Annotated in this window: 10 protein-coding genes; 8 read left to right on the top strand and 2 right to left on the bottom strand. The window is 59.7% G+C overall.

The window, feature by feature from the left end:
* Positions 1-45: 45 nt before the first annotated feature.
* The 8 genes from AB4Y97_RS04675 to AB4Y97_RS04640 are packed head-to-tail and all read left to right on the top strand — an operon-like array spanning position 46 to position 11,180.
* On the top strand, positions 46-2,286 hold the full coding sequence (locus AB4Y97_RS04675) for a glycosyltransferase (RefSeq protein ID WP_441997852.1): 2,241 nt from the start codon (positions 46-48) through the stop codon (positions 2,284-2,286).
* Positions 2,283-3,119 carry a methyltransferase domain-containing protein gene (locus AB4Y97_RS04670; protein WP_441997851.1) on the top strand — a complete coding sequence of 279 codons (837 nt, stop codon included), beginning with the start codon at positions 2,283-2,285 and terminating at the stop codon, positions 3,117-3,119. The genes AB4Y97_RS04675 and AB4Y97_RS04670 overlap by 4 nt, the downstream gene beginning before the upstream one ends.
* Positions 3,116-4,381: a glycosyltransferase family 4 protein gene (locus tag AB4Y97_RS04665; protein ID WP_441997850.1), complete on the top strand. Its 1,266-nt coding sequence runs from the start codon at positions 3,116-3,118 to the stop codon at positions 4,379-4,381. The genes AB4Y97_RS04670 and AB4Y97_RS04665 overlap by 4 nt, the downstream gene beginning before the upstream one ends.
* A gap of 19 nt (positions 4,382-4,400) precedes the next feature.
* Positions 4,401-5,159, top strand: coding sequence for a hypothetical protein (locus tag AB4Y97_RS04660; RefSeq protein WP_441997849.1), 759 nt, complete (start codon positions 4,401-4,403; stop codon positions 5,157-5,159).
* Positions 5,160-5,167: 8 nt separating this feature from the next.
* Positions 5,168-7,429: a glycosyltransferase family 2 protein gene (locus AB4Y97_RS04655; protein ID WP_441997848.1), complete on the top strand. Its 2,262-nt coding sequence runs from the start codon at positions 5,168-5,170 to the stop codon at positions 7,427-7,429.
* Entirely contained in the window at positions 7,426-8,733 is a 1,308-nt protein-coding gene (locus AB4Y97_RS04650; protein ID WP_441997847.1) for a glycosyltransferase family 4 protein, read from the top strand. The genes AB4Y97_RS04655 and AB4Y97_RS04650 overlap by 4 nt, the downstream gene beginning before the upstream one ends.
* A gap of 45 nt (positions 8,734-8,778) precedes the next feature.
* Entirely contained in the window at positions 8,779-9,966 is a 1,188-nt protein-coding gene (locus AB4Y97_RS04645) for a polysaccharide pyruvyl transferase family protein (protein ID WP_441997846.1), read from the top strand.
* Positions 9,967-9,989: 23 nt separating this feature from the next.
* Positions 9,990-11,180: a hypothetical protein gene (locus tag AB4Y97_RS04640; protein WP_441997845.1), complete on the top strand. Its 1,191-nt coding sequence runs from the start codon at positions 9,990-9,992 to the stop codon at positions 11,178-11,180.
* 71 nt (positions 11,181-11,251) lie between these two features.
* Here the strand turns inward: AB4Y97_RS04640 and AB4Y97_RS04635 are convergent, their stop codons facing one another.
* Positions 11,252-12,358, bottom strand: coding sequence for a ribonucleotide-diphosphate reductase subunit beta (locus AB4Y97_RS04635; protein ID WP_441997844.1), 1,107 nt, complete (start codon positions 12,356-12,358; stop codon positions 11,252-11,254).
* 93 nt (positions 12,359-12,451) lie between these two features.
* Positions 12,452-15,286, bottom strand: coding sequence for a ribonucleoside-diphosphate reductase subunit alpha (locus AB4Y97_RS04630; protein ID WP_441997843.1), 2,835 nt, complete (start codon positions 15,284-15,286; stop codon positions 12,452-12,454).
* Positions 15,287-15,357: the final 71 nt, after the last annotated feature.

Genomic DNA, 15,357 nt, shown 5'->3' with positions numbered 1-15,357 from the left:
AGCAATAAGCTGCGGTGCCACCTCCTTCAAAGGCTCGTGGAACGTATGGCGCTGCTAGATCCAATCGCAACGACACCATCGCAGACCCTGGAGGATCAGCCACAGGTGGCCCTCCTGGGACGTGGCGTGATCCTGCTGACGTGGGATGTTCCGCAGGCCGTTCATGTCGCCGTTCCTCTGTCGGCCGCAGAGGGGCGCTCGGTGGCACCGACAGCTTCCCTGCGCCTGACCCGCACGGATGGCTGCACACGCCTGTTATGGGCCTTGCGTCGCCCCGAGGGTGAACCTCTGCATCTCACCCTATCGGCAGGTTCGCCCGGATCGAAGGCCAATATTTGCCTCCAGCCTGACACGACTATTCTACCACTGAATCCCGCCAATCTGCTTCAAGGGCTCGATGCGCAGGCACAAGCGACGCTTGTCTCGACATTGCTGAATGTATGGAGCGGTCTCTTTCGTCTCCAGCGTAATGGTATGTTCATAAGGTGCCTGAGCGGTCTGCTGCAGCAACTGGCTTCCCCATCTCAAGCTGCTGTGATCGTCGCGCGCGCTGTGGGAGACATCGCTCTTCTGCAGTCTACGCTGGACGCTCGCTTCGGTAAGATCGATGCGATCTATTGTATCGGTCGGCACGGGATCAGCCGTCTCGATGGCCGCCCGCACCGCGGTTCCCTGAGAGGCGGTCGGGAGACCGTGCACCTCCTGACTGCAAGCAAGGAGCTTGCGGGACGCGAAGCCTATGTAGTTTTCTCCGGACCCAAAGGACTCCAGCTTCGAAAGATCGCCAAGCTCGAGAAGCAACCGCTTCCTCTGACGCGATGGCTCCGCGAGCAGGCAAAGCGCGCACCCGGTTTGCGTGAGCATCTGCTGATCGATCTTTCCAGCCACGCCCCATTCGGCGAGGCTACGGCGCTGGAGGCACAGCTGAGCGCTCCATTGGAGCCCCAGCGGGTCGGCGCCGGCCCGTCAAGCCTTTCGGCGGAAATCACTTGCGCGATCTCGACGCCATCGGGAACGCTTCTGGCCGGTTGGTTTCGCGATCCGATGGGTCTCGTCGCCGGAATTGCCGCCGTCGATGCCGAAGGCACGGTCCACGACCTGACGGACGTACTGCATCGTTATCCTATCGTTGTTGAGGGACCAGGTGTCGGTGGACGTTTGGGCGGTGTGGGATTTGCCGCTCTTGCACCCTCTGTCGGCGGCGCCACTCCTATTCTCCAGCCGCGCTTCCGCCTGCTGCTGAAGTCGGGGGCCTATCATCCTCTTGTGCCGGGGCTTCAGCCGGCTGACCCTGCTGAGGCCAGGGCCCTGGCATTGCGGGCGGTCCCGCCCCAGCATGTGGATGAAAAGCTGCTTTCCGAGGTCCTCGCTCCGGTCATCGCCGATCTGCACGCGAGAACGCGGACGCATAGCGGCGAGTCTCGCATACGGACGATCGGAGAGCCGCTTGCGCGCCCGAGAGTGTCGGTCGTCATTCCTCTCTACAGGGTTCTCGATTTTCTCCGCTTTCAGGTTGCCGCATTCGCAACGGATCCGTGGTTCCGGAAACATGCTGAACTTATCTATGTTCTGGATTCGCCCGATCAGGCGACCGAAGTAGACCATCTCTTGAGCGGTCTGCATCTCGTCTACGGCTTGCCGATCGTGCTCGCGATCATGGATAGCAACAGCGGCTATGCACGCGCCTGCAATGCCGGAGCGGCAGCCGCGCGCGGTGAAATCCTGGCCCTGGTCAATTCCGATGTCATTCCCACGACACCGGGATGGTTGGAGAATCTTGCGGTTCGGCTGGATGCCCGCAGGCGCATCGGCGCGGTCGGTCCGAAGCTTCTCTTCGAGGACGGATCGCTCCAACATGCGGGCATGTATTTCGAGCGCGATCATCGCGGGCGATGGCTCAACCAGCATTACTTCAAAGGCATGCCGCGGCATTACGCTCCCGCTACCGAGGAGCGCCTCGTGCCGGCTGTTACCGGAGCCTGTCTGGTGATGCTGCGCGCTCTCTTTGAGAAAGTCGGCGGTTTCTCGGACGATTATGTCATTGGCGATTACGAAGACAGCGATCTGTGCCTGAAAATCACGGCCGCGGGGCGGAAGATCTTATATGTGCCCGATGTCGAGCTCTATCACCTCGAGCGTAAATCGATGTCGCTCAACTCCGAATACATGAAAGGAATCGCTTGGCAGTACAACTGCGCGCTGCACGCGTCCCGCTGGGGGGACATGATCACGAGCGTCATGAATACCTACACCCGTCTCGGAAGACCAAGGAGTAAAGCCGCATGAATGCTCAAGTTGGCAACAAGGTCGCTGCATATGAAGCGCTGCTCTCGCCTGCCGAGGAGAGCAAGCTTTCATGGATGATGGAAGCGATCGAGCATAACCGTTTCCTGCCGGCTCCCGCTCCTGAGAACGTCTTCGTCGGTGATGGGGATTACAAGGCGATAGGCGCCGAATTTCTAGGGCACTTCGTCCGTATCGGCAGGCTCAAACCCTCTGACCGGGTGCTCGATATCGGGTGCGGTATCGGCCGCATGGCGATCCCACTGACTCAATATCTCGACGGAGCTAGCGGATCTTACGAGGGCGTCGACCCGGTGGGCGAGGGGATCGCGTGGTGTACGCGGAACATCACGCCTGTCTATCCGCGCTTCCGGTTCTGCCAGATCGATCTGGCACATGAACTCTATAATCCGGGCGGCTCGCTTTCCGGTCACGAGGTTGTTCTGCCTTTCTCGGACGCGAGCTTCGACTTCATCGTGATGGTGTCGGTTGCGACGCATCTCCCTATCCACGAAATCGCTGCCTATGCGCGCGAAGCCATGCGGCTCCTTGCTCCTGGAGGGCGCCTTTTCATGACGGCATTTCTGATCTTGGATGGAGATCACGAAAGTGTTGGAGCCCGGCCGAAATTCACGGCAGGAACGGAGGCAGGAACCTGGTATGGCGATCCGGCGGCGCCTCTTGCGGCGATAGGCTTCGATCAGAACCTGATCGAGCAGGCGATCCGCATGGCGGGACTACGCATTCAGCGGGTGGATCTGGGCCATTGGCGCGGAACCGACAGCACGCATTATCAAGACGTTATCGTTGCGACAAAACCCGAGGAGGCCGCTTGATCATGCGCGTCCTCGTTGTCGCTCATAATCATCCCGATCTGCACCCGGGTGGGACGGAGATCTTCTCCCACGATCTTTTTCGCGAGTTCCGCTCGCGTCCGGGGATCGAGGCGCTCTTCCTCGCGGCGACGAACCGCATCCATCGCGAGCCACGTCCGGGAACGAGCTTTCAGGCCGTGACCGACGCTCCTGATGAGGTTGTTCTCTGGAGTGGTCATTTCGACCATTTTTATCTCAGTCAGATCGACACCTACGGAGTCGTTCCCCATCTTGAGAGCCTGTTGAAAGAGTTCCAGCCGGACGTTGTTCATATCCATCACGTCCTGCTCCTCGGGGTAGAGTTCATCGCCATCGTACGCCGCGTCGTGCCCGATGCCCGCATCGTCATGACCCTGCACGATTATTATGCGATATGCGCTCATGACGGCCTCATGATGCGCAAGCGGGGGCAGGAGCGGTGCAGTCAGGCGTCGCCCAACCGGTGCAATGCCTGTTTCCCCGACATTTCGGCGGACCGTTTCCTGTTGCGCGAGCGTTATCTCAAGACCTTGTTCGCGCAAGTGGATCGCTTCATTGCGCCAAGCAACTTCATCAGAGAGCGTTTCATCGCATGGGGCTTGCATGCGGCAAAGATCGATGTCGTCGCCAATGGCCGCCCCACCGTGCCGCCGGCCGCCCATCGCCTCTCGCACGATGGACGGCGTCCGATCTTCGGCTATTTCGGCAATCTCAACCCTTGGAAAGGAGCGTCGGTTCTTTTGAGGGCATGTCGGCATCTGATTTCGGAACGAGCGGATGGGTTCGAGCTGCGCCTCCATGGAGGAGCTCCCTTCCAGGCTGAGAGTTTCGTCGAGGAAATCGATAGGCTGGCTCATGAAACGGAGACGCATGTAGTGCGTCTCGGTCCTTATCGACGCGACGAATTGCCGGAGCTGATGGCGGCCGTGGACTGGGTCGTCGTTCCCTCAATCTGGTGGGAGAATGCGCCGCTCGTCATCCAGGAAGCTTTCCATCACAGGCGGCCCGTAATCGTGAGCGGTATCGGCGGCATGGCCGAGGCCGTACAGGATGGCGTGAATGGAATTCACGTTCGCCCCGACGATCCGGCGGCGCTGGCGCGCACAATGAAGCATGCCATGGAAACTCCCGGACTCTGGGAAACCCTCGTAGAGGGGATCACCTCGACTCCCAGTATCGCAGAGGTCGCCGACCGACATCTCGGCCTTTATCGCAGCATCGGCATAACGGCACAGGCCGCCTGACGAAGGGAGGGATTGCAGTATGAGCATTGCAGAAGCCAAGACGCCGCTTGCACCTGCCAATAAAGCGGCCCGCGGCCAGATCCAGGGACGGTTGGATGCTGTCGAGAGTCGCCGGCTCTATGGTTGGGTTTGGGATCGCGGACGCCCCGACGAGCGGCTTCTTGTTCGCGTGCTCTTTCGGGGGCGCATGGTGGCTTCCACCACGGCGGATCGTCCGCGCATCGATCTCAGGCGCAACGGCATCGGCGATGGCGCCTATGCCTTCGAAGTCGAGCTACCTGAAACGGTCGGAGGCGAACCGGATGGTATCGAGGTCGTGGCGTTCTCGCGCACGACTGGGGAGGAGATTGTCCTTCCCGCGCCGAGCCAGGACGAGCGGGCCGCCGAAGCGGTCATCAGTGCTCCGCTCAACCGAGTCCTGGCTCAACTCGAGGTGCTCATCGCTGCCCAGCGTCGCTCCCAGATCTTGCTGCGCGAGGCGGCGGAAGCAATGCGCGGAACTGCGGAGCAGGTCGAGCAGATGTCCTCGAAAGAGGATGGCATCGGCGCCGCCCTTGATGTCGTTCGCTCCAATCAGGGCGAGTTCGCTCAGCGTATCGCTGACGTGGAAGTCTTTCTCATGCGCTTCGACAAGATGATTGCGGGTTTCGACGACCGCATCAAGGATCTGACCAATGTTGCCGATCGACCAATGCGCCGCGCCGTTGCGATTCTCATCTTGCTGACCGGCATATCAGCCATCAGCGCGGTCTCCACCCTCGTCTTCGCCCTGCGATAGAGATGTCAATGACGATAGCTGCACGTCACCCGATGCAAAGCGATCCGCCCCAGCCTGCTCGAGGTGAAATTCTGACGGGAACTGCCCTGCTGGGGGACCAGCTTTCCCTCCCAACCGATGGGGAAACGGTTGTTGCCGCGCCTGTCGGTGACGATCTCGTACTCATCAGTGGTGTCACGGACACCATGCCGAGTGTCGTGCCTGTTCTGCTCAATGGCGACCCGTCTATGTCCATGACGGCTAGCGTCCTGACCTGGATCCGGAGAGATGTGCCGCCGGAGGCGAGCATCGGTTTCGTCGCGGTCGTTCCCGTCCAGGTCGCCGGGCGTGTTCGCATCCGCTCCATCGTCATGCGCCGCAAGGGGCAACAGGCACGCTATACGCTCATCCGCCGGGCTTTGCCGTTGTCGACTTTCATGAACATCGTTTCCGGAGATGCTGGATCCGAGTTTCCGCAAGTTGCCGATGGCGTGACTCAGGCCTTGCTGACCGGAAGAAACGACCCCAAACGCATCGGAGCTGCGCTGTCCCTACTGACGGCGACCGCACGTAACGATGGCTTCGTCGAGGTCATGGGCACGGTCGATACGGGTGAGATCCTCCTTCAGGGCTGGTCCAGCGAGCTGCCGGTCGATCAATCGCGCCTCATCGTCTCGCATGACGGGCTCGTCACGGGCGAGTTCAAAAGTGCGAAGGTCCAGCGTGACGATCTCGGGGAGCGTGGGTACGGCTTTGTCGGGATCCTGGATACGGGCGATACGACGGTCGATCTCCAGCGTTTGCAGCGCCTGTTCTTCCGGGGGCATCATGGATGGCGAACGCTCGACATCTACGATCGCCGCGTCCATCTCGCATCGACCGACGTGCCCGCTCATATCCGGGATGTGCTTCCACGCGCCGCCGCCAATTCCGAAACGCTGACGACGCTGCGGCGAGCGGGAGAGCGCTTCGATGGACGGGATACGGTCTCCGGTCTCAAGGAGCCCGTTCGGATCGGCATGGATATGGTGCTCGAATTGCCGAAAGGAGGCCTGCTCGTCAGCGGCTGGATGCTTGATCCCGAGCGCCTGGTTGAGTCCGTCATCCTGCATGTGGGCAAGCAATCTGCTGCAATTGACGGGACATGGACCAGACTAGCCCGGCCGGATGTGACGACGGCCTTCCAGCAGGATGGCGCCTTTGCTCAAAGGCTGGATCCGCAGCGGCACGACCATGGCTTTCTCGCCTTCGTTCCAGGGCTCTCTTCCGCAAGCCAGGAGCCGGTGTATTTCGAGCTGTCGGTGGGGGGCGAGACTGCGGCCTTCTATCCTCTCAAACCGATACGGTGGTCGTCGCGGCGGGCACTCGATCGGGTCATGTCCGTCCTCGATCCTCGCTCGGCGGCGACAACCATGGCAATCGAGACGCATATCGGTCCGATGATCCAGTCGTTCGACCATCAGAAGCCGCGTGCCATTGAGTTCAGGGATTTCGGCTACGACGAGAGCGCCTCCCGCACGGGCCTCATTGTCGGCGGAGGTTTCGAGACCGAAGACATATTGGTCGCTTTGTGCCTTCTCGCGCTTGATCCCGATACTCGCGACGTGCCTATCATCGTTTCGGTTCCGGCAGAGCTTTTCGGCAGAATTGCCGTGGAGGTACAGCGACTGGCCAGCTTCTATAGCCTAGGTATCCGTCTCGTAGCCGCGGATGGTGTCCAGGATACCTGCGATGCTTTGGAAGCCGCCGTGCATGTCACGAAACTGGAAACGTTGATCTTCCTTTCCGCAGGCGTGCTGCCGCGCCGACAGGGGTGGCTGCCATTGATGGAGCGTGCCTATCGGACCCGCGGAGGTAAAGTGCTTGTGAGCCCGACGGTCGTCTTCGAGGACAACTCGATCTGCTTCGCGGGTACTTTGCTCGATCAGCATGAGCGAAAGTTGGTCGACCGGTATCTCGGATATCCATGCGACGCGATACGAGATGCCGAGCCGACTGAAGTGATGGCCGGTTCCACTGCCTGTTTCATCGTGTCGCGATCCGCGTTTCAGGATATCGGCGGCTTCAGCCAGACCTATCTGAGCGTCAAGGAAAAAGGGCGCGATCTCTGCCTTAAGCTGAAGCTTGCGGGCACGCCATCCTTATGGCTTCCGGAGGTGGAAATGATCGCTGCGGATATAGGACCCGATGAAGCCAATCTGCCATGGCAGCGCCTGACACAGCATGTCGACCGCTGGAGCTTCGACCGGCGCTGGTCTCTCTTGGTCGCCAATATGCGGGGGGTAGAATGACTTATCATCCATTGCGCATTCTCGTCGTCTCCCACGGCCATCCGAGCTTCTCGCTCGGAGGGGCGGAGATTGCCTCCTATAATCTTCACAAAGGTTTGAACCAGACGGATGGCGCAAGCTCGCGCTTCATCGCTCGCGTGGGCCGTCCCGTTGTGCGGCATGGAGGGACTGCACTTCTCAGCTTGCGTCAGAAGGAAGGAGAGTTCCTTTATCACGCAGACGATTACGATCATTTCTTCCTGTCCAATCACAACACGGAGGAGATCGAGCGCGATTTCCTTCGCGTCGTGTTGGATCTCAAGCCGGACGTCATCCATTTCCACCATTTCATCGGGCTGGGACTCGAATGCCTTCATGCTGTTCGGCGCGCTTTGCCGAATGCAGTCATCGTCGTGACGCTCCACGAGTTCCTCGCGATCTGCCATCACCATGGGCAGATGGTGAAAACGAAGAATACCAGCCTTTGCCGTCAATCCTCTCCGGCGGATTGCAACGCCTGCTTCCCTGACATATCGCCTGCGCGCTTCCTGCTTCGCGAGCATTTCGTGCGCGGCCTTCTGCAGGTGGCTGACCATTTCGTCTCGCCGAGCCAGTTCCTGGTCGACCGCTATGTCGATTGGGGGCTTGATCGGTCCAAGTTCACCGTCATCGAGAATGGCCTCGACATCGCCGCTCCCGTGGAGCCGCGACCGCTGCCACCCGAGGGTCGGCGGGCACGTTTCGGCTATTTCGGACAGATCACTTCGTTCAAGGGTGTCGACGTTCTGCTCGATGCGATTGCACGCATTCCGGAGACGATCTGGGGCGACGATGCACAGCTCATGATTTTCGGGGGCAATCTCGATCGCCAGCCCAAGGCGTATCAGGAGAAGATCGAGAATCTCGTCGAGCGAGCCGGGACGCGCGCCAGATTCTACGGCGCCTATCAGAACAGCGAAATGCCGCGTCTGATGCGGTCGATCGACTGGACGATCATTCCCTCGATCTGGTGGGAGAATTCACCCATCGTCATTCAGGAATCGTTCTTCCATGGGCGGCCGATGATCTGCAGCAATATCGGCGGCATGGCGGAGAAGATTACGGACGGCGTCGATGGTCTTCACTTCCGTGTCGGCTCGCCCGAAGATCTCATCGACCGCATAGTCGAGACCCTGACCGACGCGACGTTATGGGACCGCCTGCGAGCCGGGATCAAGCAGCCAATCAACTCCCAAGAGTGCGCAAAGCAGCATCTCGAACTCTATTACAGCATCGCCGCCAACCGTGACTCGGCACCCGTATCACGGTCTGCGCGATCGGCATGAAAATTTTCTCATAAACTCGGCATTTGATTGAAAAGGAGACGAAAAATGGCACGCGTTCTCGTTATGATACCTTCCGGCGAGGTTTACGATCACGACAACGTCCGCTGGTATCGTTACAAGGATATCCAGAACCATATCAATCACTATCACAACATCGGCGACGCCTTCGTCTTCGACTCGTCCTTGAAGCTGTTGAACTTCGACAAGCTTGGCGTCCTCCCTATCGCCAACCCGAATCTCGACGATATCGACCGGCTTAACGACGAATACGATTATGTGTTCCTGCGCGGCTCGAACTATGTCCACAAGGACATGCGTTGGAGCCAGACGATCGATGTCCTGAAGCGGCTCAAGATTCCGGTCATTGCCTATGGTATCGGCGCTCAGGCACCCGTCAAAGGCAAGATCGAGCTTTCCGAGGAGACCAAGACGGTCCTTCGCATGATGGCGGATTCGACGACATCGATCGGCGTGCGCGGCACCTACTCGGCTCAGGTTCTGTGGGATATCGGCATACGCAACGTGCGGATCGTCGGCTGCCCCACGGCCTTCCGTCGCAATAATCCCAACATGACGATTCAGCTGCCCGCCCTCGACAAGGTGCGCTACGCGGGCATCACCATGCGCCGCGAGGTGTCGCCGGCCTATGCGCAGGATATCAAGCGCTACCTGACCTTCCATCGCGACCTCGTCAAATCCCTGGCGCAGCGCTTCGACGTGGTTCTCATGGCGCAAGGTGAGGTGGAGGAGAAGAAGATCGTTTTCGGGACGCAGGAGCAGAAGGAAGAAGCTTTTGCAGCATTGCGCGCCAACAAGTGGGTTTCCGAATGGTATATGGACGAGACGATGGAAAAGCTGCACCGCGAGCGGCTTTTCTACTCCGACGTCGTGGCCGATTATGAGGATTTGGTGCAGCAGAAGGATCTGGTGCTGGGATATCGCCTGCACGGCAACCTGATGGCTCTCTCGAACGGAACTCCGTCGATTTACTTTACCTATGACAGCCGAACGGTGGAGTTCGCCGAGACGTTTCAGATTCCGAGCTTCGATGTCTTTTCCGGTAAGGACTTCAATATCGAAGAGTACTGGGATCAGTCCCTGTTCGACAAGTTCAACCGCGCATACCACCACACCTATCGTGAGATGCAGCAATTTCTTGTCGAGAACGGTGTCGACACGAAAATGGTCGACGTCATGCAGAAGATTCAGGAACCGGCCCAGAAAGTGGCTTAGTGGCCGGCCCGATGAAAGGATCGTTGAAGCTTCTCGCCGTTTCCCTCCTGGCGGCGAGCAGCTTGTGGTCCGGTGCTCGTGCCGAAGGGGCCGAGCACCGACACCTCACCGTGGTTCCAGCCGGACCTGTCGAGACAGTGTTCGACTGGTCTCGCGATGCCTGCGTAAAAAGCCACGTACCGGACGCGTCGGCACGGGCCTTTCGTAATGCGAATGGTGAAGTGAACCTGATTGCCAGTCACAATGACAATCGGGCTCTTGTCGGATCCAGCCTAGATAACGTGCGACCGCGCTGCCAGGTGCTCTATGAAGGAAAGCGGTCGGCCCGACTGGCCGATTTCGACGATCTGAGTTGGATCGGCGGCATCTATACCCGGGACGGGAGGACGGTTCATGCACTCGCCCACACAGAGCTGCGGGGCGAGCGCACACCCGGGCAATGTCCGGCCGGCCGGTATAGCTCCTGTTTGCTCAATACCGTGACAGCTCTCATTTCGCGCGATGGCGGGCACAGTTTCCAGCCGGCAGGCAAGGGGAGGCCGCCTGTTGTGGCAACTCTGCCCTATAGCTTTCCAACCGATCGCAAAGCTCGTGTCGGCTATGCAAACCCGTCGAACATCATCGAGCACGATGGCTGGTTTTACGCTTTCATTTTCGCCGATGGCTATAGGGATCAGCGCCGGGGAAACTGCCTCATCCGAACGAAGGACCTCGATGATCCGTTCTCATGGCGTGCCTGGAATGGAGCAGACTTCTCGGTCAATTTCGTGGATCCGTTTCGAGAGCAGGGAATGGATGCACGAGCCCATGTCTGCGCGCCTGTTGCACCGAACGTCATCGGCCGAATGATTGGCGGGATCGTCAAGCAGCGCGAAAGCGGCACCTTGATTACGGTCTTCGGAGACAAGCGCCGAGGCGCTGACGGACATTGGGTCGAGGGGATATTTACCTCGACATCATCGGATCTCCTCACCTGGACAGAGCCCTCTCTCGTGATGGGTGCGCAGTTACTCTGGGATAAATCTTGCGAGGAGCCGAATGCCTATTTTTATCCGGCTCTCATCGACCCCAATGCGCAGACCCTTTCGTTCGAGGATTTCGGCGCCAGCGGTTTTCTCTATCTGACCCGGTATCAGCTCAAGGACTGCAAAGTGACCTGGGACCGGGATCTCGTGCGCGTGCCGGTTACGGTCAAAACGGTTCCGTTGCAATAGGCTTTCAACTGTCACTGCCATCGAGGAGGCCTCTGGCGTTGCCAAAGAGCATCCCCGATGGCTGAGATCTCTCAGTCCCACGCCAAGGCGCCGCCGTTTTGATAGTCGATCACGCGGGTCTCGAAGAAGTTCTTTTCCTTCTTGAGATCCATCGCCTCCGACATCCAGGGAAAGGGGTTTTCCGTCTCAGCGAAGACTGGCGCGAGGCCCAGTTGGGCGCAACGGCGGTTGGCGATGAAGTTCATATACTGCTCACAAAGCGCCGCGTTCAACCCGAGGAAGCCTCGCGGCATGGTATCCCGGCCGTAGGCTGCCTCCAGCTCCGCCGCTTCCCGCAGCATCCGCCGGATATCGTCCTGAAACGCTGCCGTCCATAGATGCGGGTTCTCGGCTTTGATCTGATTGATGACGTCGATGCCGAAATTGAGATGGATGCTCTCGTCGCGCAGGATGTACTGGTACTGCTCGGCAATGCCCACCATCTTGTTTCGCCGCCCCAGCGCCAGGATCTGGGCGAAGCCGGTATAGAACCACATGCCCTCGAAGATCACGTAGAAGGCGACGAGATCGCGCAGGAAGGCCTGATCCTTTTCAGGGGTGCCCGTGCTGAAGGACGCATCGTCGAGATGCCGCGTATGCTTGAGCGCCCAGGCGGCCTTGTCGGTGATCGAGGGCACCTCGCGATACATGTTGAACAATTCGCCCTCGTCGAGGCCGAGGCTTTCGACGATGTACTGGAAGGTGTGCGTGTGCACGGCCTCCTCGAAGGCCTGCCGCAAGAGATATTGCCGGCATTCGGGATTGGTAAGATGCCGGTAGATCGCCAAAACGATATTGTTGGCGACGAGCGATTCCGAGGCGGCGAAGAAGCCGAGATTGCGCTTGATGGCGCGCCGCTCGTCCTCGGTGAGACCGCCGCGGGATTTCCAGAGCGCGATATCCGCCTGCATGGAGACCTCCGTCGGCATCCAGTGATTGTTGCAGGCGGAGAGATACTTCTCCCAGGCCCATTTGTACTTGAGAGGCAGAAGCTGGTTCACGTCGGCGCGGCAATTGATCATCGCCTTGTCGTCGACGCTGACGCGCCTGCCCTTGCGGTCGATCTCTCCGAGACCTGTGGCGTCCGATACGCTGGAGGGGAGGTTGCTAGTTGATTTCGATTCAGCCCAATCGAGCATGGAATATTCCTGGAAAATAGATAGGTCGTGCCGAACCTGTGACGGATCGGCAGGCGTCAGGGAAGAGGAGAGCATCGCCCGACAGGCGGCTGCCTACTGGCAGGCCTCACAGGTCGGATCGTCGATGGAGCAGGACTTGCCGTCCGGCACGATGCTGGCCGGGACCATGATCGGCGCGACCTGAACGGCATTCAGTTTGCCGTCTGTCCCCTTGAGTGTCGATTTTTCCACATGGGTCGCGGAGGTCGCGCGCAGGTAATAGGTGGTCTTCAGCCCCCGCTGCCAGGCAAGCCTGTACATCGCATCGAGCTTCTTGCCGTTCGGACTGGTGATGTAGAGGTTCAAGGACTGCGCCTGATCGATCCATTTCTGCCGCCGGGCCGCAGCCTCGATCAGCCAGGAGGAATCGATCTCGAAGGCTGTGGCGTAGAGCGCCTTGAGATCGTCCGGAATTCGGTCGATCTGGCTCAGGCTGCCATCGAAGTATTTCAGGTCCGAGATCATCACCTCGTCCCACAGGCCGCGCTCCTTCAGATCGTGAACGAGGGCCGGGATCACGACCGTGAAGTCGCCCGACATATTGGCTTTCACATAGAGGTTGCGGAAACTCGGCTCGATGGATTGCGAAACGCCGCAGATATTGGAGATCGTCGCCGTCGGTGCGATGGCCAGGACATTGGAGTTGCGCATGCCGATCTGCTTGACCCGCTCGCGCAAGGCTGACCAGTCGAGAGTGGAAGAACGGTCGAGGTCCAGCTTGCCACGCGCTTCGGCCAGCAGTTCGATGGAATCGAAAGGCAGGATGCCACGCGACCACAGGGAGCCGTCGAAAGTGGCATAGCGGCCGCGCTCGGCGGCAAGATCGCACGAGGCTGAAATGGTGTGGAAGCTGATGGCTTCCATGCTCTCGTCGGCAAAGGCGACGGCGCCTTCGGATGCGACGGGCAGGCGCAAGGTGTGGAGCGCGTCCTGGTACCCCATGAGGCCCAGGCCTACGGGACGGTGCCTGAGGTTCGAGCGTCGCGCCTCGGGAATCGTATAGAAATTCACGTCCACCACATTGTCGAGCATCCGCACGGCGGTCTTCACCGTGCGTGCCAGACGTGCGTGATCGAGACCATGCCGGGTCACGTGGTTGGCGAGATTGATGGAGCCGAGGTTGCACACTGCAACCTCGTCGTCAGACGTGTTCAGCGTGATCTCGGTGCAGAGATTGGAGGAATGCACGACGCCCACATGGCCCTGCGGCGAGCGGATATTGCAGGGGTCCTTGAACGTGATCCAGGGATGCCCGGTTTCGAACAGCATGGTGAGCATGCGCCGCCACAGCTCCACTGCGCGGACACGCTTCCACACCTTGATCTCGCCGCGCGCCGCACGCTCCTCGGCAGCTCGGTAGGCCTGAGCGAAGACAGACCCATAGAGATCGTGGAGCTGGGGCACTTCGTCGGGGGAGAACAGGGTCCAATCGGCATCGTCCGCCACGCGCTGCATGAAGAGATCCGGCACCCAGTTCGCCGTGTTCATGTCATGCGTGCGGCGGCGGTCATCGCCGGTATTCTTGCGCAGGTCGAGGAATTCCTCGATGTCGATGTGCCAGGTCTCGAGATAGGCGCAGACTGCACCCTTTCTCTTGCCACCTTGGTTGACGGCAATGGCCGTGTCGTTCGCCACCTTCAGGAACGGCACCACGCCTTGGGATTTTCCGTTCGTCCCCTTGATATGCGCACCAAGGCCGCGGACGCGGGTCCAGGAATTGCCTAAGCCGCCTGCGTATTTCGACAACAACGCGTTGTCCTTGATTGACTTGAAGATCGCGTCGAGGTCATCCGGCACCGAGGTGAGGAAGCAGGAGGACAATTGCGGGCGCGGCGTACCGGCATTGAACAGGGTCGGTGTAGAACACATGAAGTCGAAGGATGAAAGCAGTTCATAGAACTCTATCGCCCGTGCTTCCCGGTCGACTTCGCGGATCGCGAGACCCATCGCCACGCGCATGAAGAAAGCCTGCGGCAGCTCGAAGCGTGCACCGTCATGGTGAAGGAAATAACGATCGTAGAGCGTCTGCAATCCGAGAAACTGGAACAGGTTGTCCCGCTCGGGGCGCAGCGCCTGCGCGAGCCGGTTCAGATCGAAGCGGGCGAGTTCCGGATCGAGCAGTTCTACGGTGATGCCGCTTTTGATGAAAGCCGGAAAATACTCTGCATAGGATGGCGTTTCATGGGCAAGCCCTGTGAAGGCATGGGCTTCCCGCTTCAGCTTGCCGAGCAGCAGGCGGGCACTGACGAAGGAATAGTTCGGCTCCTTCTCGATGAGAGTGCGCGCCGCCATGATCTGCGCTAGCGCGAACTCTTCAATATCGATCCCGTCATAGAGGTTGCGGCAGGCCTCCTGCACGATGGGTTCCGCATCCACATCGGAAAGGCCTTCGCATGCTGCTTCGATGCCGCGTCTGAGAGCCTCCCTGTCGAGGGGAACGAGCGCGCCATCGGCTTGCCTGACATTCAGGGCAGAGACGGGAGAGGGGGCATTGACTTTCTCCAGTCGCCGCTCGCGCGCGCGTTCCTCGCGATAGAGCACATAGGCACGGGCGACCTTCTGGTGCTCGGCCCGCATGAGGGCGAGCTCTACTTGGTCCTGAACGTCTTCGATATGGAATGTCCGGCCCGTATCGGCCCGTCGCATGAGCGCCTGGACGATCTGGTCGGTCAGGTTCGCGACCGTTTCATGGATGCGGCGCGAGGCGGCGGCAGAGGATCCTTCGACGGCGAGAAACGCTTTTGTCAACGCCATGGCGATCTTGCCCTGATCGAAGGGCGTCACCGTGCCGTTGCGGCGGATGATCCGATAGGCTGGCACCGCAGGAGCGGTGGGCTCCGGCATGGATATGGATTGGTTCGGTCGAGCTTCTTGAATGGAGAGAGACATTCGGCAACCCCTTCGGTGTAAGGGGGCATGGGCCGAGGGAACGCAGGCCGGGATATCGAGCCCGTTGGAGC

The sequence above is a fragment of the Microvirga sp. 2TAF3 genome (assembly GCF_052114965.1).
GTDB lineage: Bacteria > Pseudomonadota > Alphaproteobacteria > Rhizobiales > Beijerinckiaceae > Microvirga.
Note: the sequence above shows the minus strand (reverse complement) of the source record. Positions and strands in the feature narration are given on the sequence as shown.

Excerpts from the sequence above, each read along its gene's own strand:
- AB4Y97_RS04630 (WP_441997843.1), bottom strand. The coding sequence starts at position 15,286 with ATGTCTCTCTCCATTCAAGAAGCTCGACCGAACCAATCCATATCCATG.
- AB4Y97_RS04635 (WP_441997844.1), bottom strand. The coding sequence starts at position 12,358 with ATGCTCGATTGGGCTGAATCGAAATCAACTAGCAACCTCCCCTCCAGC.
- AB4Y97_RS04650 (WP_441997847.1), top strand. The coding sequence starts at position 7,426 with ATGACTTATCATCCATTGCGCATTCTCGTCGTCTCCCACGGCCATCCG.
- AB4Y97_RS04660 (WP_441997849.1), top strand. The coding sequence starts at position 4,401 with ATGAGCATTGCAGAAGCCAAGACGCCGCTTGCACCTGCCAATAAAGCG.
- AB4Y97_RS04655 (WP_441997848.1), top strand. The coding sequence starts at position 5,168 with ATGACGATAGCTGCACGTCACCCGATGCAAAGCGATCCGCCCCAGCCT.
- AB4Y97_RS04675 (WP_441997852.1), top strand. The coding sequence starts at position 46 with ATGGCGCTGCTAGATCCAATCGCAACGACACCATCGCAGACCCTGGAG.
- AB4Y97_RS04645 (WP_441997846.1), top strand. The coding sequence starts at position 8,779 with ATGGCACGCGTTCTCGTTATGATACCTTCCGGCGAGGTTTACGATCAC.
- AB4Y97_RS04670 (WP_441997851.1), top strand. The coding sequence starts at position 2,283 with ATGAATGCTCAAGTTGGCAACAAGGTCGCTGCATATGAAGCGCTGCTC.